The organism is Trichocoleus desertorum AS-A10, from assembly GCF_039962155.1.
GTDB lineage: Bacteria > Cyanobacteriota > Cyanobacteriia > FACHB-46 > FACHB-46 > Trichocoleus.
This window is the reverse complement of sequence record NZ_JAMPKN010000005.1, coordinates 200,042-226,251: the sequence shown is the minus strand read 5'-3', so window position 1 is coordinate 226,251 and position 26,210 is coordinate 200,042. Positions and strand designations below refer to the sequence as shown.

Below are 26,210 nucleotides of genomic sequence, written 5' to 3'. Positions count from 1 at the left end.
TCCTGACAGCAGGAAGTATTCAATTTTCTATCTGTAGGGGCGGGTCTTGGACCTGCCCTTCTTTATTGCTTGGCTGGTACATCTTGCAAGAAATCTAGGCTAAACCCGCCTACTCCCACTAATTCAACGTAACGACCAGCCAACTCAGATTGATTAGCGATCGCCTCATCACCCTCAGCCGCGCCTGGATAGCGCAAATGCACCTGTAAATAACGCTCTGGCAGATAAGGCAACCGCTCGGCCCACTCGATCGCCATGATACCTAGAGGGTAATCGGCCCCCTCCCAGTAACTCTCCAAATTGAGCTCGGTAACCTCGGTCGGCTGCAAACGGTACAAATCCAAGTGGTAGAGCGGCAACCGACCTTCCATGTACTCGTTAATCAGGGTAAAGGTAGGACTATCAATGGCTTCTAGAATCCCTAACCCTGCCCCTAAACCTTGGACCAAAGTCGTCTTGCCGCTGCCCAGATCACCTTCTAGCAGGAGGGTGCTACCAGCGGGCAAGGTTTGTCCTAGCGTCAGACCGAGCGATCGCGTGGCTGCGGCATCTGGAAGGATGAACGTCAGAGACTCAACTGCCATGAGAACCCACTCACTCCAAAAGCGCTACAAACTGTGAGTGCGAGTGTACCAACGAAACAGGATTTGAGCCAACCGTTGCGAGTTATGCCGCACGAGTCCGGTGCGTTCATCTTCGTCCATGACATTGGCCAGGACAATGCGACAGCCCAACAGCTTGACAGTTTGGCGATCGAGTTCAACCGGATTCGAATCTTCTTGAGCGTAGCGAATCAGGGCTTTAGCCGAAGGAATTTTGCTCTGCACCAACACCGCATCAAACAGCCGTTGTCCGCAAGCCGCATCGATCGCCTGAATGTGATCGGATACGCTGTAACCCTGTGTTTCACCCGGTTGCGTCATGATGTTGCAGACATAAATCCGGGGGACTTTGCGTTGAGCGATTGCCTCAGCAATTTCAGGAACCAGCAAATTGGGAATGACGCTGGTGTAGAGGCTACCCGGTCCAATAATGATGTAGTCTGCTTCCCGAATGGCTTGCAATACGCGGGGTAAAGCGGGAGGATTTTCTGGCGTGCAGCCGATTTTGACGATGCTGCCTTGAGCGGCGGTAATGCTGGACTCGCCCTCAATGCGGCGACCATCGGCTAACTCGGCCCATAGGCGCACATCACTCAGAGTCGCAGGCAAGACTCGGCCCCGTACCGCCAAAACTTCAGAACTAGCAGCGATCGCTTGCTCCAAGTTCCCCGTGATGTCATTCATCGCCGTTAAGAACAGGTTGCCAAAGCTGTGTCCGGTTAGCCCATCGCCAGCCCGAAACCGATACTGAAATAGCTCCGTCACCAATCTTTCTTCATCGGCTAAAGCCGCGAGGCAATTGCGAATATCGCCAGGAGGCAACACCCCAATTTCCCGGCGCAACCGTCCGGAGGAACCGCCATCATCGGCCACAGTCACGATCGCAGTAATATTGGCGCTGTAAGTTTTCAAACCTCGCAAAAGCGTCGAGAGACCTGTACCGCCCCCCACTGTGACAATTTTTGGACCGCGATTAAGACGACGGTGATTGAGCAGCACATCGACTAACTCTTCATCGCCATCTGGCATCAATACCTCGGTAATGGAACCAAGGGTGCGGGTTTGGCCCCACAAAATCAGCAATAGACCAAAGATGATTACCAGCGGCCCGCTAATGTAGCTCGGAATAATTTCTGTAATAAATTCCAGAAAGCTCTGGACTAGCTGAATCAAGGTAAAAATTGGGGTTAGCTTAATCCAAATTGCTAAGCCCAAGCTGGTTAGTAAGACACCTCCGGCACTCAGCAGTAACCAGCGTTTCACGAGTAATCCAGGTGCCAACCACTTAAACCAACGGCTAACTCGCAAAGGTGTGCGCTGGCGCGATTCCTGCGTGAGGGCATTTAGGGCTTGTTTTAATAAACCAATTGTCATTACTGAGCGAGGAGGTAAAACATCTGGATAGGTAAATATGCAGCAACCGCTTCTGACTCTAACAGCACAACTACACTTCTAGAAGCGATTTGACTGTAGGTAGGTCCCGAAAGTTGCTACTTTGTCTTATAAGAATGGCCGCTGCAAAATCTGGTAGCCCTGGGTGGAACAAAATTAAAAAATGACTCGCTCTAGGTAATAGAGACTGTAAGCCTGCATCAACTTGAAAACTCATACCGTTAATGCCCATAGTAGAGGCTGAACTTAAAACCCCAAGGCATCGTCAATGAATCGTCGTGAAACCAATCTAAAATGCCAGTTTAGGGCGATCGCAACTTGACCTAGCCTGGAATCAAGGGGCAGGAGTTGGCTAAAGTAGAAATCTGGATTACTGAGATTGGGGTTGAAGTTAAAGGTACAAACGGCAACACGGACTTGAGCAACGCGACTAATTTTACTGACAGAACTTCCATGTGCATCCTATGGCTGAGCCTCTGACAGAACTCCAAGACATCTCTAACTCGCACCCTATGGCTGAGCCATTGATTGAACTGAAAGGAGTGTCTAAAACATTTGGCAAAAATGCGGTGTTGGATAATGCAGATCTAACCATTCATCGTGGAGAAGCCCTAGCAGTGATTGGGCCTTCTGGAACTGGTAAGTCTACAATCCTCCGGATTATTGCTGGGTTGTTGGCACCGGATGCAGGGGAAATTTATGTGCAGGGGCAACGGCGAAAAGGTTTGATTGAAGACAGTGCTGACCCAATTAGTATTGGCATGGTATTTCAACAAGCAGCTTTGTTTGACTCCCTCACCGTGGAGGAGAATGTCGGGTTCTTGCTGTATGAGCATTCCAATTTGCCGCGACGCCGCATTCGGGAATTGGTCAATCAAAAACTGGAAATGGTGGGATTGGCCGGAATTGGCAGTCGCCTGCCTGCTGAGCTTTCTGGAGGCATGCGCAAGCGGGTGAGTTTTGCCCGCGCCATTATGGCAAATCCTGACAACCCGGATGGGTCGCCAGAAGTGTTGCTCTACGACGAACCCACAGCGGGACTGGACCCGATCGCCTCCACAGTAATTGAAGATTTGGTGCGTCAACTACAGTCGGTCCAAGGAGGTTGTAGCTCTTATGTCATGGTGACTCACCAAGACAGCACCATTCGCCGTACCGCTGATCGGATTGTGTTTCTCTACCAAGGTAAAGTGCAGTGGCAAGGCACCGTCAATGATATTGATACTACAGAGCACCCTTTAGTTCGACAATTTTTTAGTGGCAGTGTAGAAGGACCAATCCAAGTGATTGGTTAAGTGTTCCGAAGTGAAAATTGCTCAGGTCTACACCGATTCGATCGCAGTACCAACGAGGCATGAGGCATGCGTACCAGAACCGTTCGAGAAGGCTCAGTCGGCTTATTAATTTTGTTAGGACTGGGTCTATTTGGAGCGTTGATTCTTTGGCTCCGAGGTCTCAGTGTGGGCAATCGCACCTATCAAGTAATTGTCGAGTTTGCCAATGTAGCAGGCTTGCAGGAAGGGGCTCCGGTGCGGTATCGAGGCGTGGTGATTGGCAAAATTGAGGCAGTGCGCCCAGGACCCAATGGCGTAGATGTTTTTCTAGAGATTTCTTCATCTGATTTGGTAATTCCTAGCGACGTGATTGTCGAGGCGAATCAATCTGGCTTAATTAGTGAAACGTCAATTGATTTATCGCCGCGCAAAGTTCTACCCCAAGGCGCGATCGCTGCCAAACCATTAGCCGCTAACTGCGATCCAGCGGTGATCGTCTGCGATGGCTCTCGGCTCAAAGGTCAGATTGGCATTAGCGTTGACGAACTGATTCGGGCCAGCATCCGCTTTGCTGCTTTGTACAGTGACCCCACGTTCTTTAGAAACGTCAATGCTGCTGCGAAAAATACCGCTGAAGCTGCGGTAGCGGTTTCGCAGTTGTCCAAAGAAATTGCTACTTTAAGCCAATCTACCCAGCAAAACCTGAATACAGTTTCTTCCTCAGCCGTAGTTACTGCTGATGCCTTGAGCCAAGCAGCCACTCAAGTAGGCTTGACGGCAAATCAGGTCAGTGGCCTAGTCACGACTAATCGCAATACGTTAGCTGAAACCTTAGGTACGATTCGGCAGACCAGTGAGCAACTCCAGGTGGCGGTGCAAGGCTTTACGCCAGTATTGAGTCGAGTCGAGCAAAGCACTTTGTTAAACAATCTAGAGGCACTCTCCGCGAACGCGGCCCAAGCTTCGGTAAATTTGCGCGATGTCTCTCAATCTCTCAACAATCCCACCAATACACTGGTCCTCCAGCAAACCTTAGATTCGGCGCGAGCCACCTTTCAGAACGCCCAAAAAATCACCTCCGACTTGGATGAGTTGACGGGGGACCCCACCTTCCGCAACAATCTGCGAAATTTAGTCAATGGGTTGAGCGGCTTGGTGTCTTCTACCGAGCAACTTCAGCAGCAAGCCCAGCTGGCTCAGGTTTTAGCGCCTCTTTCTACCAAGGCAGATGCGCCCAGCCGACTTCATCCAGAATCTATGGCAACTGTTTCTAATGAACTCGAAGAAGATTTAAGGCGGCTGACTCAAAGTTCCACCACGGCGCAAGAGACAGCCAAGGCTTTAGATCAAGTTGCCCTTCCCCTAGTCGCTACTCCTCAGACTAAACCGAAAGCACCGTGACTCAACATGGAATTTGGGCCGTAGCCACTTCGGGGGTGATGGCGTTTATTGCCACGAATATAGATGACCTACTGCTGCTGACTATATTTTTCTCGCAGGTTAACTCAACATTTCGCAAGCGGCATGTGGTTTTGGGGCAGTACCTAGGTTTTACGGTGCTGATTTTAGCGAGCTTGCCTGGTTTCTTAGGTGGATTGGTAATCTCCCCAGCTTGGATTGGGTTATTGGGCCTAGTGCCGATTGGCTTGGGGATCAACCAGCTTTGGCATCGTGAATCTACAGCTAGTGATGTCCAAGCGGTTAACGAGGGAGTGCTTAGCCCAAGTGATAGTCTTACTGCTGCTGCACCCGAGATAGCGGTTCCAGGAATTTGGCGAAGTTTGTTTAACCCACAAATTTATGCTGTAGCAATGACGACGATCGCGAATGGCGGTGACAACATTGGCATCTACGTACCCTTATTTGCCAGTAGCGATCGCAACCGTTTGGGGATCACACTTTTAATCTTTTTTGGCCTAATAGGGCTTTGGTGTTTAATCGCACAACAGTTAACTCGTCACCCGACAATTACGAGATTAATCACCCGTTATGGTAATACATTTGTTCCAATTGTCTTGATTGGTTTGGGCATTTTTATCATGTTTGAAAGTGGCACCTTCAACTTATTTTTGCCCAATCTCTAAGTTGTGAATCGGCGGTTGATTGATGTCGAAACTCAGCAATTAACTCCAATCATCGCGTTGGGAGCCTCGTCCCTTATAAACCTGAGCGATGGCATGAATATCTCTGGTTTTGGCAAACAACTCACTCTCGCTCAATTGCCACTGGGCCAAGGCTTTGTCGAGGTCTGCTTTGATATCTCGGGCGCCAGGGAAGCCTTTGTAGCGGATGCGCAGCCGTGCTAGCTCTACCAAGTTATAGTCGTTGGCTTCTGCTCCTAGGAGGCTGTTGATCAGTTGGCGATCGCGACCCCATAGGGGGTGTTGCTGGTCTTTGTTTTCTGAGGTTGACGCCATAAAGTTGTGAAGTGGATTGCGAAGAGCTTTAACGGATACTCTGAAAATCTTCCTTGAGATTTATTTGAAATTCCAATTAAAGAGTAGACTGAGCAATTGCATATTTATACTTCGTAATTTTGTTGACTTTAGAAGCCAAACTGAAAAGTGGGAAAACTAAAACCGTTCTAGTGAATTGATGGGAAGTAATGAGGCTAAGATAACAGCAATTCTGTTGCTAAGCCCTACTTCAGAACTCTACTAAGAATCTATCCGAAAACCTCTGGTTTTAGATTGCTAAATCTGGATAGCGGTGGCGGACAGGTTCTAAGAGGTCAGTAGAGTTCTGATGGCTGATGAGTGTGAGTGTATGAATTTAATTTGGCGGTACGAAACTGCTCAAATTTTGCCGCGTTGCTGCTTTAGGAGTGAGGTCTATGGCTGTTGGTCTAAAATCTAGAATTCCCCCTCGGCGTTTGCCCCCCAGTCAAACCAGTCAAACTAGTCAAACCGCGATTTATCCGAGTGGGACGAAAGTTACCCCGATTACGAAACTACAGCCAACCGTTGCTCCTCGTCGGGTTCAGTCTACTAATGTTAAGCGCCTACCCAACAATCGCCAGCTACCTCTGTGGTTGCGATCGCTGATTGGAGCCCAGCGCAGTTTGTCAATTTTGGCTGGAACCCTCTCGATTGCTGTGCTCTCTGTGTATGGGCAAACGGTATACTCGCAGCAACTCTGGAGTCAGGAATACCGTAACCTAGAAAACTTGCAGCGTAATGAGCGCCAGTTGACAGCAGCTAGCGAAGTGCTGAAAAATCAAATTGCCCAACAGGCAGAAACGACTAGAGCAGGACTAGTACCTTCTAACCCAGCGAATACTATCTTCTTGCAACCTGCGCCTCATCGGCCTGCCCCTGCCCCTACGCCGATCGCGCCAGCGGATGCAAAGCCTACAACATTTTCGCCGCTGGGCTATTAGCAGCGATTTGTAGCCTCTTCCCTGACTGTGCTGTCCTGCTAATGTGTTGGATTTATGGCCTCTTCTGTTCCTCCTTCCACTCCCAACTCTCCTCAAGCTCGCCCTTTGAAAGCGGTAGATGAGTCTTGGCAAAATGAAGTAGGTGCTTTGGGTCCTCTTCCCCCTGTTCATGCCCAGCCGTCTCCCTGGCGTTTGGTGCTGGTGTGGATTGTGTTGATGACGGGTGGCTTGGGGTTAGTCGCAAATCTATTTCGCCTCCAGGTGGTTGAGGCTGAGAAGCTGAAGGTTCGGGCGCAAGATCAACAAATGATTTATTTGCGGCCCTTTGTGCCCCGTCGTCCCATTGTGGATCGCGGTGGTAATGTCTTAGCGATCGACCAACCGGTTTACACGCTCTACGCCCATCCCCGCTTATTTAGTGAGACCAAAGAGGCGATCGCTGCCAAGTTGTCTCCTTTACTCAAGCGATCGACGGCTAAATTAATTCAACAATTCAATCGAGCTGATAGCGGCATCCAGGTAGAGTACTCCCTGACTGAGGATATCGCCGATCAGATTAAAGATTTGCAGATTGATGGCGTTGAGATGATTCGTCACCAGCAGCGGCTCTACCCCCAACAGAACTTATTTGCTGATGTGGTTGGCTATGTCAATCTCGATCGCAAGGGTCAAGCGGGGGTGGAATATAGTCAGCAAAAATTATTGGAGCGCTCTGTCCAAGCTGTTCGCCTTAGCCGCACTGGGAGCGGAGCTTTAATTCCCGACCAAGTCCCTGGCGGTTTTCTCCATGTTGATGATCTGCGGCTGCAACTTACTCTAGATAGTCGTTTGCAGCGTGCCGCTAGGTTTGCCCTCCAGCAGCAAATCAAGCAGTTTAATGGCAAGCGGGGCAGCGTCATTGTCATGGATGCGCGGGATGGCTCTTTACTCTCGTTTGTTTCTGAGCCTTCCTATGATCCCAACCAATACTTCAAGTTCAATGTAGAGCTGTTTAAGAACTGGGCGCTGACCGACCTGTACGAACCTGGGTCTACCTTCAAACCGTTGAATGTGGCGATCGCCTTAGAATCAGGGGCGATTCAACCCAACAGTGTGTTTAATGACGAAGGCCAAATTTATGTGGATGGTTGGCCGATCGCAGACTATGACTTCGACTATGTGGGAGCAAGAGGGCCACTGTCGATCGCGCAAATTCTGCAATACTCCAGCAACGTGGGCATGGTGCATATTGTGCAGCAGATGCCACCGGATGTTTACTATAGCTGGTTGCAGCGCTTAGGTTTGGGCCAAACCGTTGGCATTGATTTACCGTTTGAAATTGCGGGATCTCTGAAGAAACGAGCGCAGTTTGTCAGCTCACCGATTGAGCCAGCTACGACTTCTTTTGGTCAAGGATTTTCTCTCACCCCAATCCAGTTAGTGCAGCTACACGGAGCCTTAGCTAACGGTGGCAAATTAGTCACTCCTCACCTAGTGCGTGGCTTATTCAACACGGATGGCCAACCTTATTGGCAACCTTCTCTGCCTGCACCGCAGCAAATCTTCTCACCACAAACGACGCGATCGGTACTAGCCATGATGGAGTCGGTAGTGGCTCAGGGTACGGGTAAATCTGCTCAGATTCCCGGTTATCGCATTGCAGGTAAGACAGGAACCGCACAAAAAGCGAATCCAAACGGTGGCTATCATGAGTACGCTAAAATCACTAGCTTTGTGGGCATTTTTCCCGTCGAAGCCCCGCGCTACGTAGTTGTAGCCGTGATCGATGAACCGCAGGGGGATGACGCCTTTGGCTCGACGGTGGCAGCGCCTATCGTGAAAGCGGTGATGGAAGCCTTGATTACCATTGAGCGGATTCCGCCCAGTCAGCCTGTGGCGAATCAGCCTTGGAATACCCCAATCGCGCCAACATCGCCAGCCACTCCTCCCGCCTGGAACACGCCTACTCCTCCCAGCCCCGCTATCCCGCCGCAACCAACTCCCTAGTGAGAGGCTCTGTAGCCCTACCTTGGAACTCCAGATCATGGTGTTTTCTCTATTAGGATGGGCGCTGTGCGAGTGCTTGCTCTTTCTGTAAGCGGGAGTTTGTAAGCCCTATACATAGCGTCGCCCCTGATCTGAGGCACCTTTTACGGATTAAAAAGTGGTTCGCATTTGGCTTTGCTGGAGTTGTTCCCAAAGTTGCTCGAAGCTGGTTGCAGGCTCTTTGCAACTCAACCCGTGACACACTAAGCCAATGGTCGCTGCGGGTAAATTGGCTTCCGTTAGATAAACTGCTGTGGGTAGATACTGGAGGGCAAGCTGATCCAGGCGATCGCTTGTGGTTCGCACTAAGGTTTGGTTGCGGTACCAGTCAAGGGCGACAAACAAACTGGGGCAAGCTTGAGGCGCACTTTCCATAATGCTGCTAAAGGCTTGTAGTCCTTGCTCAGCCCGATTCAGATACGTCAAGTTTTCAGTTAATAGCGCGAGGCGAATCAGGTTAGCGATCGATACACCATTGGCCGCAGGCGTAGCATTGTCGGCGTAACTGCGCTCTCGCACCAACAGGTCTTGGCTGGCATCGCTGGCTGTGTTGTAGTAGCCACCCAAGTCGCTACTCCAGAGGCGATCATCAAATTCTTGCTGCACTTGCACAGCAGCTTCTAACCAACCCTGAGGATCATGGCTTGGTCTTGCCTCACTGAGATGCGCTTGATGGAGGTCTAGCAACGCCTTGATAAAGAGGGCATAGTCCTCCGCTTGAGCAGGGACATGAGGTTGCCCGTCGTAGTTGAGGCGGTGAAAGCGTCCCTCGGCCCATTGCTGTTGGCGAATAAAGTCAGCTGCCTGAATCGCTAATTGCAAATATTCGGGTTGATTGAATACAGTGGCAGCGCGAGCCAAACCAGAGATCATCAAACTATTCCAAGCTGCGATCATTTTAGTATCTGTGACCGCAGGAATCCGACCAGGCCAATCTTGGGTTTTGGCTTCCTGGTTATTGCGAGCGGGGGGAAAGGTAGTGAGCGATCGCGGATCGGCTCCGTAGCGTACTTGAAACAGTTTATCTAAAGCAGCTTCTACGGTTTCGCTCAGTGCTCCCTGCTGCCGACGCTGCAAAACGTTTTGCCCCTCGAAGTTACCGTTGCGCGTCACTGTAAACTGCTGGGTCAGTTCGGTGAGTTCTTCAGCCGTGAGGAGTTGTTCAAGTTCGTTGTAGTCCCACACATAGAAAGCGCCTTCTTCTGGCTCCACTTCATCGCGGGTGGAAAAACTATCGGCATCTTGAGCGGCGTAGAAGTAACCTTGAGGTGCGGTCATTTCTCGCTTCAACCATTGCACTGTGCCCGCGATCGCCCGTTCAAAGGCAGGCTCGTGCATCCCCGCACTCCATAAATTCGCCAAATATTCCACGATTTGCCCGTTGTCGTAGAGCATCTTTTCAAAGTGAGGTACAGTCCATGTGGGGTCCACAGTGTAGCGATGGAAGCCACCCCCGACATGGTCATAAATCCCACCGAGAGCCAAGTTCAAACCGCGCTTGGTGCAACTTTCGGTGGCGTCGTACTTGAGGTGAGCCTGAAACCGCACCGCGTGCAGTGCCATATCCGCATAAGGAATCATCGGAAAGCTGGGGCCGTGTCCCTCCGAGGTGAGGACACCTGCGTTGTACTCCAACCCTTGCCGCAACAACTCGTCACTCAGCTCTTGCCCTGGATTCAACAAGGCAGAACTTTGCAGATGCCCCAATAGTTCTTCTTTGAGCGATTGCACCTTCTCCGGTTCGTGGTCGTAGTAACGGCGGATCGCTTGCAACACTTGCATAAATCCGGGGCGACCATAGCGCGCTTCGAGGGGGAAGTAGGTGCCGCCATAAAAAGGGATCAGGTCGTCGGGAGCCAGAAACACATTTAGGGGCCAGCCGCCTTGTCCAGTCATCATCTGAACCGTTTGCATATAGATGCTGTCGAGGTCTGGGCGTTCCTCGCGATCGACTTTGATCGGCAGAAAGTTGGCGTTCATGTAGTCCGCGATCGCCTGATCCGAAAAAGCTTCTCCTTCCATGACGGTGCACCAGTGGCAACTGGAGTAACCCACCGACAAAAAGATGGGTTTGTTGCCTCGCCGTGCTGTTTCCAAGGCTTCATCACACCAAGGCCACCAATCAATCGGGTTCTCAGCATGTTTCCGCAAGTAGAGGCTTTGGGCTTGAGCCAGGCGATTGGTCATAGGGGATGATTCTAGAACTCAGTAGGGGCATACCTTCGACAGTTTATCGCGCCCAAGCTGAGACGGGCTGTACCCTGCGGGCGATCGCACGCTTAAACCGACCGTAACCCCACCAAAATCAGTTGAATCGGTAGAATGGGGAAAAATGCGTGAACAGGCAAACTGCATGATTCCTACCGTTATTGAACCCTCTGGACGTGGCGATCGCGCCTTTGACATCTACTCTCGGCTACTACGGGATCGGATCATCTTCTTGGGCACCGCCATCGACTCTGATGTTGCCAACCTGATCGTGGCTCAGTTGCTCCTGTTGGACGCAGAAGACCCAGAAAAAGACATTTACCTCTACGTCAACTCCCCCGGTGGTTCCGTTACTGCTGGTATGGGCATTTACGACACCATCAAGCACATCCGGGCCGATGTTTCTACCATCTGTCTAGGTTTGGCTGCTAGTATGGGCGCGTTTCTCCTCAGTGCAGGCACCAAGGGCAAGCGGGTCAGCCTCCCCCACTCCCGGATCATGATTCACCAACCCCTCGGTGGTGCTCAAGGTCAAGCGACTGACATCGAAATTCAGGCCAAGGAAATCCTCTACCACAAGCAACGCTTGAACGAAATGCTAGCCGAGCACACCGGACAACCCCTAGAAAAGATCATGGAAGACACCGAGCGTGACTTCTTTATGTCAGCGCAAGAGTCCAAAGAGTACGGCTTAATTGACCAAGTAATCGAGCGTCGCCCCTCGGCTCAAAACCCGATCGCTGCGGTGAACTAACACTAGTTCTGTAGGGGCGCAATGCCTTCTATGACTTAAATGCTGCATTGGGCGGATAGCCATCCGCCCCTACAAAGCTTCTGCCAACTAGGAATCAAAACGGAGATTCGTTAGGGGAAGGTTGCGATCGCAAGTATTCCAGAAATTCCAACAACTCTTCATCGGTCAAATGCTGGCGCGATCGCTTGCCATAGGTACGTTGCAGATGGGTGCGACCTTGCACGTCAGTCCAGCCCAAGCGCTTAATTTCGACACTGGTTTGAGCGATTGCTTCCGACAGATCCATCGGTTCTCGGCTAGGCTCGCGAGTTGCTGGTTCTGGCACCACCTCACGAGCTTTGACCGCACTCTTGCCATTGCGACCATTATTCAGGCTTGTAGGCTGGACTTCTGGATGGCTGGGAATTACAGGTTCAGCGATCGCCGCCGTATCTATATCAATATCCGTATAAGAGTCAGTGTAGGTATGATTGAATAGCTCACCGGAAAAGTCACCTGAGAAGGTGGAAGCAGGTTCCGGAACGATTGCCGGCATTTCCAGTGCTGTGCTTGCCACAGATAAAGGTCTTTGTTGCTGAGCGGAAAGCTGTTTAACCTCTTGATGGTTGCCTACATGAGCTAAACGAGTTTGGGGCGAAAACTCTGCTTCGCTTTGGTGGTTTGTCATCAATTGAACCTGCACTTCATAAGCCGAAGAAGCAGTTGGTTGTGGAGGCTGCGGCGCTTGGATGCCCAACACTTCTAAAGCACGGAGTCGGGCGCGGTCTTCTGCCGCCTCAATGCTGGTAGCTACCGCCATTCCTGTGGCTAAAACGTTGCCTCCCACCTGAACCGAGGCTTTGACGATGTAGTTGTCTCCGCGAATGTCTAGTAAGTCAGCCGTCAAACTTCCCATCGGGTAACGAGCTTGAAACTGCGCCAACGCTAATGGCTGACCACACTGCTCAGCTAGCGGTGCACCATTAGGTTGATTAACATGGCTAAGTTCAAAGCGTGGGGAATTTGCCGAACCGCTTCCATTTTTATCCCTGGGGTCATGCATCGCAGCACCGGGAGTCTGATATCGCAGGGCTAAATTAACCCCAAACACGTCCATTTTATGCGTGGTTTGCCTCAATTGCACCTTAACTTTATCTGGGTAAACTAAGTGAGTGGGTTGATTAACGTCAGGGGTTTTCTGAGAAAACTTTTGACTTGCGATTTCGATCTCACCCATTCACCGATCTGTCTGGGTGGTTTAGTGTAACCTGCCAGAGGGATGGCTGAATAGAGGGTGGCGGATGGAACCAAATCTTTAACCCAACTGGATTACGACAGCAGATCGAGTTAAGCGCTAAGCTAAAAGAATAAGCAATAATTCTTAATAACCTGTTTTAATAGCTTGGCTTTGGCCGCAAGTATCCTTAACTGCACACTTTTGCAAAAATCTGTTAATGCTAGACCACTTGTTAGACACTCCGATGAACTTTGGGTACGATACCCTCTTGCTCCTGCCAGTCTTGGTGGCGCTAGAAGCAGTCCTCTCAGCAGATAACGCGATCGCCCTAGCTGCGATCGCCCAAGGACTAGAGGGGAGTACCCTGCAACGTCGAGCGCTTAACCTGGGTTTGGTCTGTGCCTTTGTGTTACGGGTCGTTTTGATTCTGACCGCAACCTGGGTAACCAAGTACTGGCAATTCGAGTTGGCAGGCGCGGCTTATCTGTTGTGGTTGGTGCTTCAGTACTTCAGCGCTCAAGAAGATGCTGACAATCCTCATCATGGCCCCCGTTTTGCCACACTCTGGCAAGCGATCCCGGTCATTGCCTTTACTGATTTGGCTTTCTCTTTGGATAGTGTGACTACGGCGATCGCTATTTCTAAAGAAACCTGGCTGGTAATTACTGGCGGGTTAATTGGGGTGATCGCGCTGCGGTTTATGGCTGGCTTGTTTATTCGTTGGTTAGATGAATTTACGCATCTGGAAGATGCTGGCTACGTCACCGTGGCTTTGGTGGGTCTGCGATTGCTGCTGCGAGTAATTAATGATGGTTTGGTGCCGCCAGAGTGGCTGATGGTTTCTTTGATCGGCTTGCTATTCCTGTGGGGATTCTCGGAACGAGCGGAGCTAGAAGTGGAAGCAAGTAGCGAGTTGAGTGAAGTGCGTGAACCCAGCGAAGCCAAGAAATAGCTTGGGATGGAAATCTGCTGAGAATGCTTTAAATTCGTATCTCCAAGTTGAATTGAACGGAAGCGCGATCGCCGGAATAACCATTGCCTAAATTTCCACAGAGGTACCGGGGAAAGGTAGGATAAAAATTAGAAAAAATTAACAATCTTCTGTTCACGCTATCAGGAAGAGGGAGTTACCTTGAGTCACCATTCAGACGGCATTGCACCCCACGGCGGCCAACTGATCAATCGCATCGTTACGCCAGAGCAAAAACAAACCTTTCTAGACAAAGCGGAACTTCTGCCTCGCGTTCAGCTTGATGAGCGAGCCACCTCTGATCTGGAATTGATTGCCATTGGTGGCTTTAGCCCTCTGACTGGTTTCATGGAACAGGCAGACTACATCAGTGTGGTCGAGAACATGCGCCTTGCGAATGGGCTGCCTTGGTCTATTCCAGTGACTCTGTCTGTCACAGAAGCAGTCGCAGAGCCTCTGAAAGAGGGCAGTTTGGTACGCCTAGACAACCCTCAGGGGCAGTTCATTGGTGTGTTGGAGCTGACGCAGAAGTATCAATACGACAAAGCCCACGAAGCGATCAATGTCTACCGCACCGACGACGAAAAGCATCCTGGCGTGAAGGTGGTTTACAACCAAGGGCCAGTTAATTTGGCAGGTCCAGTTTGGTTGCTGCAACGACAGTCTCATCCGCTTTTCCCCCAGTATCAGATTGACCCTGCGGCATCGCGGGCCATGTTTAAGGAAAAGGCTTGGAAAACCATCGTTGGGTTCCAAACCCGTAACCCCATCCACCGCGCTCACGAATACATTCAGAAGTGCGCGATGGAAACTGTGGATGGTCTATTTCTCCATCCCCTCGTCGGCGCAACCAAGGAAGATGACATCGCCGCAGATGTACGGATGCGCTGCTACGAAATTATTCTGGAGCACTACTACCCTCAAGATCGGGTGATTCTAGCAATCAACCCAGCGGCTATGCGTTATGCTGGCCCCCGCGAGGCGATTTTCCACGCTCTGCTGCGGAAGAACTATGGTTGCACCCATTTTATTGTGGGTCGTGATCATGCTGGAGTTGGTGACTACTATGGCACCTACGACGCTCAGCATATCTTCGATGAGTTTGAACCCGGGGAATTGGGTATCACTCCCATGAAGTTTGAGCATGCTTTCTACTGCACTCGCACACAGGGCATGGCTACGACTAAAACCAGCCCCAGCAGCCCCGCCGAGCGAATTCACCTCTCTGGCACCAAAGTTCGAGAAATGCTGCGTCGCGGTGAATTGCCACCTCCAGAGTTCTCTCGTCCCGAAGTAGCGGCTGAGCTAGCACGAGCGATGCGAGTCCTGGTCGAAGCGTAAGTTTTTAGGGCTATTTCTACATCCTGTGTAGGGGCGGACAACGGTGCGTCCCTATTTTTCGTCTATACTGGCAGTCGTTAAGGCTGGATTTTCTCAGCTAGAGCCAACGTTAACCGCGAGGCTGCGGAGTTGAGTGCCTAGAAATCTCAGATCTAGATAGCCGTAGGGGAAAGCAAAGGCATGGGACTGAAGCGGCGAGCTTTTTTGCAACAAGCTAGCTTGACCTTGGCGGCCTTAGGCATGAGTGAAGCAGGGTTGTTGCGCCTGAGCGATCGCTACTCTCAAGTCTTAGCCGCACCCACCACCCGAAAACTAGCTTTGCTGGTGGGCATTAACCAATATCCCGACAGCATGTTTCACCGAACTGCCACTCGCAACTCCGCCTTGGCGGGATGTGTAACTGATGTGGAGTTGCAGCGCGAATTACTCATTCATCGGTTTGGGTTTAGCGATCGCGACATCCTGACGCTGAGCGATCGCCAAGCTACTCGCCAAGCTATTGAGTCCGCCTTTCTAGAGCATCTAACCGAGCAAGCACGGCCAGGAGATGTAGTGGTGTTCCATTTCAGCGGCTATGGTAGTCGAGTGCAGCTAGGGGGTGCCGCTGAAGCCCTACAAAGCAGCCTGGTCCCAGTCGATGGTGTTTTATCAAGCGACGATGCCGAGGGTGTTGTCAACGACTTGCTAGAAGAAACCCTGCTGTTGCTGCTGCGATCGCTGGCAACCGACCGAGTGACCACAATTTTAGATACGAGCTATCTTTACCCCGGCAGTTCTTTACAAGGAAACTTGCGGCTACGGGCTAGACCCAAACCTAAGTTGGGCAGACCCAGCCCAGAGGAATTAGCATTTCAAGACCAACTCCTGAGCCGCATCCAGGCATCGCGAGAGCAGGTGGGCGTGCAACGACGCTCTAGGCAGATTCCTGGGGTGGTTTTAGCCGCAGCCAGCTTAGACGAATTAGCTAGTTCGACAATTTCTGGTTCCGCTCAAGAGCAAGCCTTTGAAACACAGTGGGGCGGTTTTAGTGCTGGCTTACTGACCTACGCCTTGACCCAGTATCTTTGGTCGGCGGCTCCTGCTCCTACTATTCAAGTCAGCTTCAATCGTGCTACCGCCAGTGTGGCTCAGTGGGTGGGCAAGGAGCAGCCCACTTTGATGGGGTTGCAAAGCCGATCCCAAGCTTTACTCACTTACTACACAGCACCCAGCGATCGCCTGGGAGCTGAAGGGATTGTGATCAGCGTGGATGAGGATGGTAGATCAGGTCAGCTTTGGCTCGGCGGGTTGTTTAGCCCTGGTCTAGAAGCCTACGGTTTGAATTCTGTGCTCAGCGTGGTCTCGCTGCCCAGTCCTACAGATTTGGCAGCTACCCTTGTAAAAGTTGAGTCGAGCGCGATCGCTGGTATCTCTGAAACTGCTAACGCCTCGGAGACTGCTACCACTCAACCCCTACAAATGCAGATTTACGCTCGCAATGGGCTGACTGCGAAAGCTCGCATTTCTACAGTGGGTGAGGCGGCGGCTGACCTCAAACTTCAGGTGGGGCAACTGCTACAAGAAGCCATTCGCGTGATCCCGCGCAATCTTAATTTAGCGATCGCTCTGGACCCGACGCTGGAGCGGATCGAACGAGTGGATGCCACCAGCGCATTTTCTGCCACCCCTTATGTCACCGTGGTTACGGCAGGGGAGCAACCTGCGGACACGTTGTTAGGTCGAGTTAGTGAAGCCATTCGTCCCTCCCCTACAGCTACAGCAACGGCTGAGGTGGCTACATCCGAGGCTAGCAGCAGTCGCAGCAGTGAATCCAGTGTCACCCCGCGCAGCTATGGCTTGTTTTCAGCCAGTCGGGAGTTAATTCCGAACAGCTTGGGAGAAGGTGGAGAAGCGGTCAAGTCAGCAATTCAGCGGCTCCTGCCTCACCTGAAAACCCGCTTGGCTGCTAAGCTTTTGCGATTAACAGTCAACGAAGCATCTTCGCACTTGGGTGTTAAAGCAGCTTTAGAACTCGTCACTCCTGAACCTGCGGTTCTCCTCACCCGATCCACGCTGCGGGCGAATGGTGCCCCCTCAGGCAACCGGGCGACTCCCACCCCGCCTACTGAGTTAGGCGTTCCTACTTTACCAATGGGTAGCCAGATTCGTTACCAAGTTACCAACTATAGCGATCGCCCCATTTATTTCGTCGCTGTAAGTTTAGACAGCAGCGGCAGCTTAATTGCGCTTTACTCTAGCCAAGCCACCCCTCCTACAGAAGGGAGCGAAACCAAATCTAGTTTGAAGCAGGAAGCGATCGCGCCTGGGGAAACTCTGAGCGTGCCGCAAGTGAAAAACTCCCTGCAATGGATTGTGAGAGGGCCAGCGGGTTTTGCCGAAACTCATCTGATTTTTAGTGATGCACCTTTTACCCAAACTTTGGCGGCTCTAGAAGCTGCAATGCGGCCAATGGGGGAAGTGCAGCGATTGGGTGCCCCTTCTAATCCTTTAGAAATTGCTGAAGCTATTTGGCAAGATCTGCATCAAGCCAGTGCAGTACCGACGCAAACGTTGAGCATTCCCACTGACATGTGGGCGCTAGATGTCAGGCATTGGGCCACGCTCAGCTTTTTATATCAAGTGGTCGAAAAACCGAATAAGCAATTGTGAAAAGCAAATCAACTTATAAATCGCTTTATTAAGTGTTTTGTAACTCTTGTGTCTTCTTGTGTGGGCCGAAGTTTGGTATTTACAGATCAAGATATGGTTGAAAAGTGAAAAGACAATTAAGGAAGAGAACGTATGACTCCTTTAATGCTACGCCAGCTATGGGCGGTGGTTGAGTCAGCTCAAGCCCAAATATTGCTAAATTTGGACGATTCTAGCTTAGCCCAATGGCTGCTACGGCAATTAAAAGCTCAACAATCGCTAGATTCTGATGAAACTAACATGTTGAATGCCTATATTCACACCAAAATGCCTCTTATCCGTGACTTAGCCGAAGAGCGCTTGGTGCCTCATTCTTAATGGGTGAACTTCTCGAAACTCTCTGTAATAATTGCGGAACTTAGTATCGTAGTGTCAGCAATAGACTCTTTGAAGCCTGTAAGATAAGACTCGATCGAAGGCTTGAGGCCAGAGCCAGACGTAGTACCTTGCATTTCTGGTGGCACCTCTTGTCTCCTTGGAGCCTATTCAAAGAGAGTAAAGCTGCATTTATGCGTCAATGGCATTCTTTCATCGTGACAACCGTGTTGATGGGTCTTTCCCTAGTAGGGTGTAGCCAACAACAGCGGCAAAGCCAACTAGACACCATCATCAGTCGGGGTAATGTCGTCTGTGGTGTCAGTGGCGAACTCCCAGGATTTAGTTTTGTAGGGCAAGACGGTAAGTATTCCGGACTCGATGTAGATGTGTGTCGAGCGATCGCCGCTGCTCTGTTTGATAATCCAGAGGCTGTAGAATTCCGTAACCTCAACGCTAAGGAACGCTTTACCGCCGTACAGACGGGCGAAGTAGATGTGCTCAGCCGCAACACTACCTGGACGATGAGTCGGGATACTTCCGTCGGCCTAGAATTTGCCCCCACAGTGTTTTATGACGGGCAAGGGGTGATGGTGAAACAAAATGGCGGCATCAAATCCTTGGCTGACCTGAAAGGCCGCTCTATTTGCACCCAAACCGGAACCACTAACGAGCAAAACTTGGCTGATGAAATGCGGAAGCGCAACATCAACTACACTCCCGTAGTGTTTGAAGATGTCAATATCGTGTTTGCCACTTACCAAGAAGGCCGTTGCGATGCGGTGACGTCCGATCGCTCGCAATTACTCTCCCGACGTAGCGCTTTACCCAAGCCCGAAGAGCATGTGATTTTGACTGACGTAGTTTCCAAAGAACCCCTCGCTCCTGCGGTGGCTGCGGGAGATGCCAAGTGGAATGATGCGGTGCGCTGGACGATCTACACCTTGATTAATGCTGAAGAAATGGGGATTAACTCCAAAAATGTCACGCAACTCGCTAGTAGCAGCAAAGATCCGGGAGTGCGTCGCTTTTTAGGGGCAGAAGGCAACTTAGGTGAAGGTGCAGGCTTGCCCAACGACTTTACGGTGCGGATTATTAAGCATGTGGGCAATTACGGCGAGATTTACGATCGCAACTTAGGGCCAAAAACGAAACTAAATTTGCCACGAGGCCAAAATCAATTGTGGAATCAGGGGGGGCTGCTCTATGCTCCACCATTCCGGTAAGGCGATCGCATGAAAACGCAACGCTCCGTTCCGCTCTGGCGAGATGTGCGATTTTGGTGGGTTGTTGGGCAAGTGCTAGTCGTGCTCCTGACCGCGATCGTGATCGCCATTTTCTGGAGCAATCTCAGCCGCAACTTACAACAGTTGGGGATTCAATTTGGCTTCGGTTTTCTCAACTCGCAAGCCGCCTTTGATATTGGTGAAACCCCAATTTCCTACCGCCCTTCAGATAACTACGCACGAGCGTTACAAGTTGGGCTGGCGAATTCTTTGCGAGTCACGGTTTTTGGCATTGTCTTAGCAACGGTGGTGGGAGTGACGGCTGGCATTGCGCGTCTCTCGGACAACTGGTTAGTGCGGCAACTCGCTTTGGTGTATGTGGAAACGCTACGCAACACACCTTTGCTTTTGCAACTGTTTTTCTGGTACTTTGCAGTTTTTCTGGGTTTTCCGCGTCTACCAGCTCATATTCAGTTGCCAGGACCGATCTATTTAACTCAGCAGACTGTGGCGTTGCCGTGGTTTCACGTCACCCGCGATACGGATGTCTGGCTCTTGCTGTTGTCAGCTAATTTGCTGCTGGTATGGGCTTGGCATTGGTGGGGTAGTAGAGCCGCCGCCCCTACAGTCCCTTTATTGCTGAAGCTGTTAGGCACCCTGGCTGTGACTGTCGCGATCGCCCTGATTATCTTTGAAACCGAGATTCTGGGTTGGGATGCGCCGCGCATTGTTGCCGACAGCATTGAAGGTGGCCTACAACTCTCACCTGAATTTGCCGCTTTGTTGGTGGGCCTGAGTTTATACACCGCCACCTTTATCGCTGAGATTGTCCGGGGTGGGGTACAGTCGGTGTCCCAAGGACAATGGGAAGCGGCTCGTGCTTTAGGACTGAGGCCTAGCTATATTCTGCGTCTCGTGATTTTTCCGCAAGCGCTGCGATCGATCGTGCCGTCTTTGGGCAACCAATACCTCAACCTTGCTAAAAACTCTAGCTTGGCGATCGCGATTGGCTATTCGGACCTGTATGCGGTGGCTTCGACTACCTACAACCAAACGGGTCGCGCCGTGGAAGTGATGGTGTTGATCTCAGTGACTTATCTTTCGATCAGCCTGGTCATTTCTGGCTTGATTAATTGGTATAACCGCACAGTGCAACTGGTGGAGCGCTAAACAAAACTATGACGCTAGATGATGCCCCACCCATTTTATCTATCACCCCGTGGCAATGGCTACGCCGCAATTTATTTAACACTTGGTACAACAGCCTGCTGACGCTGGTTTGTCTGTGGCTGCTCTTCCAAGTGTTGCAAGCAGTTCTGGGATGGGTGTTTACTCAAGCTCAGTGGACGGTGGTGCAAACCAACTTACGCCTCTTCTTCATTGGCCGTTATCCACCCAACTTAGCTTGGCGGTTATGGTTGGTGTTGGGGATTGTAGTTGGTTTAGCAGGTCTTTCTTGGGGCAACTTGGCACCTCCGCGATCGCCTTGGTTCAAACGAGGAGTCAGCATCGTTACAGCGATCGCCCTAGGCGTAACTATACTGTTGCCCTTGCCACTACCGCCTCGCCTCTGGTTAGGCGCGATCGCGCTACTTTTATTTGGCAGCTTTTGGTTAGGAAAACGTTTCGCAACTCTACTGAAACCTCAGCTCGTTTGGGTTTGGCTAGGCGCTTTTCCGATATTGCTGTGGCTAATTGGCGGCGGGCTGGGACTCAGATCCGTCAGCACGAATTTCTGGAATGGTCTGTTACTGACGATGTTGCTGGCAACCACCAGTATTGTGCTGGCTTTTCCCTTTAGTGTGTTGCTGGCGCTAGGGCGACAAAGTAATTTACCTGTGGTGCGGTGGTTTTGCACCCTGTTTGTGGAAATCGTGCGCGGCCTGCCTTTAATCGGCATCTTGTTTCTAGCTCAGGTAATGTTGCCGCTGATCCTGCCTGTCGAGTTACGGCTAGACCGATTGTTACGGGCGATCGCCGGACTCGTGCTCTTTAATGCGGCTTACCTGGCAGAAAATGTCCGGGCTGGTCTCCAAGCAGTGCCCAGAGGCCAGAGTGAAGCGGCTCGAGCTTTGGGGCTCAACCCCTTGTGGGTGTTATGGCTAATTGTGCTACCGCAAGCCTTACGAGTCGTGATTCCGGCGATCGTAGGGCAGTTTATTTCCTTGTTTAAGGACACCTCTTTGCTCTCAATCTTTGCCCTAGTAGAACTCACCGGAATTGCGCGCTCGATCTTGGCTCAACCCCAATTTCTAGGCCGCTACGCTGAGGTTTATCTTTTTGTCGGTCTACTCTACTGGATCGTTTGCTATTCCATGTCGATCGCTAGCCGACGCCTAGAGCAGCATCTCGGCGTCGGCCCCAAAAGAACTTAAGGATTAATGATGCCGAAGTAGATGGCTGCAACAAAAAAGTTGATCGCTAAAAAGACGGTTCCCAGCGCTAAGCCAAAGGCCCAAGAAGGCTCGGTTTCTTTGGTCATCACATTGTCAGCAGGTCTGGTAACCTTGGGACCATCGGCTCCATCGTAGGGCTTGGTCTTATCGATGCGGCTGCTATTGCGTTGCTTGGCTTGAGTACTCATAGGGCTAAGTTTGTTTTGGTAAATTGTTGAGAATTGTTAAGACTGAACTACTGCCTATGTTCGCGTGCTCCTGCAAAGCCTGCATCAATCCATTGAACTACGCTAAAAGGTAGTCCTGAGCAGAGCAGAACTGGTTTTGCTGTACTAGCTAATACAAGCTGTGTTTAATGTTTGATCTGATTTAAGTGCGATCAGAAGCGATCGCTCTACGAGATCTCTCTTAATTTCAGTTAATTGAATAGTGCAAGTTGAAGTGTTAGAGGCGATCGCTAGCCACAGCTTAGAACAACATTGAAACATTGGTCAAAACGCAGCTAGAAATGGTCACCATTTCTGATCAAGGTCTGTCGTTTCATAACCCCCAATCGAGGGAGCGTGTTCACAAACAGTTTGTAATTAGAGAGTGGAAGCGAGTTCTCGATTAGATATTCCATTGCTCCATTTCTAAATAGGAGCGCGACAGAAAGAAGCTTTTGCTACAGCCAGAAACTTTTAATTTCAATAATGACAAGTAGATGTAACGAACTATTGCAAAAGAGAGAAGTAGTGTGGACATAGACTGATAAACCGCTAGGAATAACGCTGCTGTCCTCCTAGAACACCTTGGGATAAGAACGTAACCATTAAACAAATTAAGCAATTAGGATTTGGTTAATAGCATGAGTACAGGTATGGGACGAGAGATTCGAGTGAAGTGCATAGCACTAGACACAATCCTCAAGCTTGTAGCACTTGGAATATTCTTCTCTATAATTCCGTTTTGTATTTTTTCAGGAGTACTTAGCCTCTTTGGCTTTTCAACTGTAATATGGAACGATCAACCCTTAATTGGTTTGTCTGGCTTAGTTGCCTCCCTATTTATTGGTCTATTCATTAGTATAGTTTTTACAGTATTCTTTGGGATTTTTATAAGTTTTGGGCTTTGGTTCTTCTCAAGAATTACTCCAATTTCAATTCGCTACATCGCTATAGAATCTAAGAAGTAAATTAGAAAAAGCTATGTACTGGGAGCGATCGCTCCTTCAGCATGAGAACAACTAAATACCAACGAGTGTTTGTGCTTCTCGAAAGTCTAGTGTTTTATAAATTAGCCTTTCAGAGGCGATCGCGCTCCAGCAGGAGAGGACAGATAGTTAAGAAATAGGATTAAAAGGACAATTGCGATCGCGTCCCTCGAATTAGCTTAGGAAATGCTATTTTGCTTCTAGTGCGGCAGTCGAAGTTAGAGATGACCTGACTAACAATGAAAAAGTTAGGAAGTTCTAGGACACACAAGGAGCTGATTCAGAAGTAATGAGCATGATTGTGGCGGAAGGGGTACATAAGTGGTACGGCAAGTTTCATGTGCTGCGGGGCGCTAGCCTGACTGTAGAGCGGGGAGAAGTTGTCGTGATTATGGGGCCTTCTGGCTCTGGCAAATCCACTTTTATCCGCACCTTCAATGCGCTAGAAGACTATCAGAAAGGGCGGATTGAAATTGATGGAATTGAACTATCCCACGACCTGCGGAATATTGAAACGATTCGGCAGGAGGTGGGGATGGTGTTTCAGCAATTCAATCTGTTTCCACACTTGACTGTAGTGCAGAATATTACGCTAGCTCCGAAATGGGTCCGCAAGTGGCCCAAAGCCAAAGCCGAAGATGTGGCGATGCAACTGCTAGAACGAGTCGGCATTCTGGAGCAAGCCCATAAGTATCCGGGTCAGCTTTCGGGAGGACAACAGCAACGAGTCGCGATCGCCCGTGCCTTAGCCATGCAGCCTAAAATCATGCTGTTTGATGAACCCACTTCCGCCCTCGACCCCGAAATGGTACGGGAAGTGTTGGATGTGATGCGATCGCTAGCCGAGTCTGGCATGACGATGGTAGTGGTCAGTCATGAAGTGGGGTTTGCGCGGGAAGTCGCTGACCGAATTATCTTGATGGACGGCGGCACGTTGATCGAGTCAGGCACTCCCACTGAGTTTTTCCAAAATCCTCGTGAGGAGCGCACTCGTCAATTTCTGGCTCAAATTTTGTAGCGCTTAACTATCCCTGTCTTAGGGCTGGGACAACAGATCCGAAGGTAACGCTTGTATTCCTGGAACAGCAGTGGCAGCAGGCTTGACAGGTGTTTTAGTAAACCGCACGGACACCAAGGCGTAGCCCAAGTAGGCAGGCAGCAAAATTGCAGTCAGGGCTGCGATCGCGCCAAGCCAAGTGACTGAGTTATGGGTTGGGCCATAGTGACAGCGGTAGGGGTCATAGTTGAGGAATTCCGCTTTGACAATGTCTCGCATGGCGATCGGGCGCTTGAAGCGGACTCGGCGATCGTCCAGTTTTTCTAGCATGATCCAGCCTGATTCCGATTCTTCTTGGCACATCCGTTGAAAGACGGCTGGATCACGAAACAGGTCACGGTTGGCCCGAACGATTTTGAATTCCCACCCCATTAAGCGAGGGTCACGCTGAGCTTCTTTGGCGGCTCCATTAGCGGTTTGACCATTAGCAGTTTGACCATTTGCAGTTTGGCGTGGAGCAGTGGTGTTCCCGTGGCCTGTTTTGGCAATATCTTCTTTCGTCTCGTAGCGGGTCAAAATTTCTTCCTCCTCCTCACTTTGCAGTCCCACAACCACTTGCTGCCAGCGCAACCAATTTCCTAAGAGGGTTGCCTGCGCTCCCAAACTGCCAACAAATAAGCTCAAAATCGTGATTTCCAACATATCTTTATTTCCTACCTGGATTCATTGGTAAATCCGGAATTTGAGCCTGTTTGAAAGCGTTATTGCTGAACTGAGTTAGCGCGAATATAGCAGATATTGCTGAAGTTTAAACCTGTTTTAGATTGCCAGAGAGCGTCAGAGTTTTCTGACATTTGTAATACAGATGGAATCCGGAGCGATCGCCTACTTCATCGCTACTCTAGGGAACTAACCTGGGTTTGCGGCAAATATCCTTCTACTAACAAATCTGCCCCTACCGGTCGCCAGCGCAGTTTTTCTAGCGGCAAAGCCTGCGGCATGGTGAGAAAGCCTAAATCGCCGACGGGAGAGGGGGCTGTGCTGCCGCCAACAATTTTGGGTGCAATAAAGGCTAAGACTTTTTGTACTGCACCATCTGCGATCGCCTGCGCTGCCAAGGTACCGCCGCATTCCCATAGCACTGACAAAAAGCCGCGATCGTAAAGGTAGGTCATGACTTGGGCAGGCATAAGCGGGGAAAGCTCTACCACCTCTACCCCTAGTTGTCTGAGCAATGCTTGAAACTCAGGCTTGACTCCTGGCTCTGTGATTACCAGGGTAGGGGCGGCGGTGGTTTGCCACAGATGAGCTTGTTCTGGCAAATTTAAGGTGCGGCTCATCACAACTCGCAATGGATGAGGGCCATCAACTTGGCGGCTAGTGAGCAGTGGATTGTCTAGCCGTACAGTATTGCCGCCTACAATCACGGCATCGCAAGTCGCTCGTAGTTGAAACACTTCTGCCCGCGCTGCCTGTCCTGTAATCCAGGCGCTGTGCCCACTATTAGTGGCGATTTTGCCATCTAGGGTCATGGCGTATTTCAAAATGCCAAAAGGCCGATGGTAAAGAATCCGATGCACAAAAGCTTCGTTTAGCTCCTGACAGGCCGCTGCTTCTACTCCCGTCACCACTTCGATGCCTGCGGCTTGCAAGCGGGCAATGCCACCTCCCGCGACTTTGGGGTTGGGGTCTACCATCCCGACGACGACTTTAGCGAGACCCGCTGCCACTACTGCTTCAGAACAGGGCGGAGTTCGTCCGTGATGGTTGCAAGGCTCTAGATTGACATAAAGGGTGGCTCCTCGCGCGCGATCGCCTGCTTCACGCAAGGCAAATACTTCGGCATGAGGCTGCCCTGCCTGGGGGTGAAAACCCTCACCAATAATTGCACCATCTTTAACAATGACAGCTCCCACTAAAGGATTGGGAGCAGTACGGCCTAACGCGCGTCGAGCTAACTCTAGACATCGCTGCATCATGGCGCGATCGAAGACAGTCCCGATGGTGGCATGGTCGTCTATGGCTGTAACCGAGGCAGACACCTGATCCTGCTGGCCAGTTGAGTCAATCGAGTCGAAACGTCCAGAATCCAAAGCTGCCTCCGAAGCGCGTTCAGTATTCAGGGAAAAATCTTCCCTTAGTTTGACATTGTCCTTACTACCTCTAGGGATAAAGTTCTGGGGCGATCGCGTCGTTAGACTGGGAGAGTCGTATTGTAACTAGTCGTTACAAATT

22 protein-coding genes are annotated in these 26,210 nt (G+C 50.6%); 14 read left to right on the top strand and 8 right to left on the bottom strand.

The features are described 5' to 3' along the window. Window positions 1-62: 62 nt before the first annotated feature. Both tsaE and NDA01_RS10650 read right to left on the bottom strand, forming a co-directional pair. Window positions 63-584, bottom strand: a complete 522-nt coding sequence (gene tsaE / locus NDA01_RS10655) for a tRNA (adenosine(37)-N6)-threonylcarbamoyltransferase complex ATPase subunit type 1 TsaE (RefSeq protein ID WP_348227914.1) — start codon at window positions 582-584, stop codon at window positions 63-65. Between the two features lie 24 nt (window positions 585-608). Further along, complete coding sequence (locus NDA01_RS10650) at window positions 609-1,976, bottom strand: gluconeogenesis factor YvcK family protein (protein WP_190438105.1); 1,368 nt, start codon at window positions 1,974-1,976, stop codon at window positions 609-611. 482 nt (window positions 1,977-2,458) lie between these two features. On the opposite strand from NDA01_RS10650, the gene NDA01_RS10645 reads away from it, so the two are divergent. The 3 genes from NDA01_RS10645 to NDA01_RS10635 all read left to right on the top strand — a co-directional run bounded on the left by NDA01_RS10645 (window position 2,459) and on the right by NDA01_RS10635 (window position 5,352). Continuing rightward, a complete protein-coding gene (locus NDA01_RS10645; protein ID WP_399314951.1) occupies window positions 2,459-3,289 on the top strand; it encodes an ABC transporter ATP-binding protein in 831 nt (276 codons plus the stop codon). A 66-nt stretch (window positions 3,290-3,355) separates the two neighbouring features. Continuing rightward, window positions 3,356-4,669 (top strand): MlaD family protein, encoded by a 1,314-nt coding sequence (locus tag NDA01_RS10640; protein WP_348227913.1) that lies wholly within the window; start codon window positions 3,356-3,358, stop codon window positions 4,667-4,669. Continuing rightward, complete coding sequence (locus tag NDA01_RS10635) at window positions 4,666-5,352, top strand: cadmium resistance transporter (RefSeq protein WP_348227912.1); 687 nt, start codon at window positions 4,666-4,668, stop codon at window positions 5,350-5,352. Before NDA01_RS10640 ends, NDA01_RS10635 begins: the two co-directional genes overlap by 4 nt. Before the next feature lie 39 nt (window positions 5,353-5,391). Here NDA01_RS10635 and NDA01_RS10630 read toward each other — a convergent pair whose 3' ends face one another. Continuing rightward, window positions 5,392-5,685 (bottom strand): DUF3288 family protein, encoded by a 294-nt coding sequence (locus NDA01_RS10630; RefSeq protein ID WP_348227911.1) that lies wholly within the window; start codon window positions 5,683-5,685, stop codon window positions 5,392-5,394. Window positions 5,686-6,101: 416 nt separating this feature from the next. Between NDA01_RS10630 and NDA01_RS10625 the strand changes: the two genes are divergently transcribed. Together NDA01_RS10625 and NDA01_RS10620 are read left to right on the top strand one after the other, a co-directional pair. Then, the gene (locus tag NDA01_RS10625; RefSeq protein ID WP_348227910.1) at window positions 6,102-6,647 is read left to right on the top strand and encodes a hypothetical protein; all 546 of its coding nucleotides are present in this window, start codon (window positions 6,102-6,104) and stop codon (window positions 6,645-6,647) included. 54 nt (window positions 6,648-6,701) lie between these two features. Beyond that, complete coding sequence (locus tag NDA01_RS10620) at window positions 6,702-8,633, top strand: peptidoglycan D,D-transpeptidase FtsI family protein (protein WP_431193369.1); 1,932 nt, start codon at window positions 6,702-6,704, stop codon at window positions 8,631-8,633. A 150-nt stretch (window positions 8,634-8,783) separates the two neighbouring features. Here NDA01_RS10620 and NDA01_RS10615 read toward each other — a convergent pair whose 3' ends face one another. Beyond that, entirely contained in the window at window positions 8,784-10,859 is a 2,076-nt protein-coding gene (locus NDA01_RS10615) for a thioredoxin domain-containing protein (protein ID WP_348227909.1), read from the bottom strand. A 145-nt stretch (window positions 10,860-11,004) separates the two neighbouring features. Between NDA01_RS10615 and clpP the strand changes: the two genes are divergently transcribed. Further along, window positions 11,005-11,634 (top strand): ATP-dependent Clp endopeptidase proteolytic subunit ClpP, encoded by a 630-nt coding sequence (gene clpP / locus NDA01_RS10610; protein WP_348227908.1) that lies wholly within the window; start codon window positions 11,005-11,007, stop codon window positions 11,632-11,634. 94 nt (window positions 11,635-11,728) lie between these two features. Here the strand turns inward: clpP and NDA01_RS10605 are convergent, their stop codons facing one another. Then, window positions 11,729-12,850, bottom strand: a complete 1,122-nt coding sequence (locus NDA01_RS10605; RefSeq protein ID WP_348227907.1) for a hypothetical protein — start codon at window positions 12,848-12,850, stop codon at window positions 11,729-11,731. A gap of 217 nt (window positions 12,851-13,067) precedes the next feature. On the opposite strand from NDA01_RS10605, the gene NDA01_RS10600 reads away from it, so the two are divergent. The 7 genes from NDA01_RS10600 to NDA01_RS10570 all read left to right on the top strand — a co-directional run bounded on the left by NDA01_RS10600 (window position 13,068) and on the right by NDA01_RS10570 (window position 21,765). Beyond that, window positions 13,068-13,802 (top strand): TerC family protein, encoded by a 735-nt coding sequence (locus NDA01_RS10600; RefSeq protein WP_348227906.1) that lies wholly within the window; start codon window positions 13,068-13,070, stop codon window positions 13,800-13,802. Window positions 13,803-13,982: 180 nt separating this feature from the next. Beyond that, window positions 13,983-15,161 (top strand): sulfate adenylyltransferase, encoded by a 1,179-nt coding sequence (gene sat / locus NDA01_RS10595; protein ID WP_348227905.1) that lies wholly within the window; start codon window positions 13,983-13,985, stop codon window positions 15,159-15,161. 180 nt (window positions 15,162-15,341) lie between these two features. Continuing rightward, window positions 15,342-17,810, top strand: a complete 2,469-nt coding sequence (locus NDA01_RS10590; protein WP_348227904.1) for a caspase family protein — start codon at window positions 15,342-15,344, stop codon at window positions 17,808-17,810. A gap of 132 nt (window positions 17,811-17,942) precedes the next feature. Further along, entirely contained in the window at window positions 17,943-18,167 is a 225-nt protein-coding gene (locus tag NDA01_RS10585) for a hypothetical protein (protein WP_190438140.1), read from the top strand. Between the two features lie 191 nt (window positions 18,168-18,358). Continuing rightward, window positions 18,359-19,390, top strand: a complete 1,032-nt coding sequence (locus NDA01_RS10580; protein WP_348227903.1) for an amino acid ABC transporter substrate-binding protein — start codon at window positions 18,359-18,361, stop codon at window positions 19,388-19,390. 9 nt (window positions 19,391-19,399) lie between these two features. Next, a complete protein-coding gene (locus NDA01_RS10575; protein ID WP_348227902.1) occupies window positions 19,400-20,560 on the top strand; it encodes an amino acid ABC transporter permease in 1,161 nt (386 codons plus the stop codon). A gap of 8 nt (window positions 20,561-20,568) precedes the next feature. Continuing rightward, window positions 20,569-21,765 (top strand): amino acid ABC transporter permease, encoded by a 1,197-nt coding sequence (locus tag NDA01_RS10570; RefSeq protein WP_348227901.1) that lies wholly within the window; start codon window positions 20,569-20,571, stop codon window positions 21,763-21,765. On the opposite strand, the gene psaX is transcribed toward NDA01_RS10570, so the two are convergent. Next, the gene (psaX, locus tag NDA01_RS10565; RefSeq protein WP_190438157.1) at window positions 21,762-21,974 is read right to left on the bottom strand and encodes a photosystem I protein PsaX; all 213 of its coding nucleotides are present in this window, start codon (window positions 21,972-21,974) and stop codon (window positions 21,762-21,764) included. The two genes, NDA01_RS10570 and psaX, sit on opposite strands and share 4 nt — an antisense overlap. A gap of 1,293 nt (window positions 21,975-23,267) precedes the next feature. On the opposite strand from psaX, the gene NDA01_RS10560 reads away from it, so the two are divergent. Further along, complete coding sequence (locus tag NDA01_RS10560) at window positions 23,268-23,996, top strand: amino acid ABC transporter ATP-binding protein (protein WP_304940951.1); 729 nt, start codon at window positions 23,268-23,270, stop codon at window positions 23,994-23,996. A gap of 18 nt (window positions 23,997-24,014) precedes the next feature. Here NDA01_RS10560 and NDA01_RS10555 read toward each other — a convergent pair whose 3' ends face one another. After that, window positions 24,015-24,677, bottom strand: a complete 663-nt coding sequence (locus NDA01_RS10555; protein WP_348227900.1) for a hypothetical protein — start codon at window positions 24,675-24,677, stop codon at window positions 24,015-24,017. A 194-nt stretch (window positions 24,678-24,871) separates the two neighbouring features. Then, complete coding sequence (gene ribD, locus NDA01_RS10550; RefSeq protein ID WP_431193368.1) at window positions 24,872-26,068, bottom strand: bifunctional diaminohydroxyphosphoribosylaminopyrimidine deaminase/5-amino-6-(5-phosphoribosylamino)uracil reductase RibD; 1,197 nt, start codon at window positions 26,066-26,068, stop codon at window positions 24,872-24,874. Window positions 26,069-26,210: the final 142 nt, after the last annotated feature.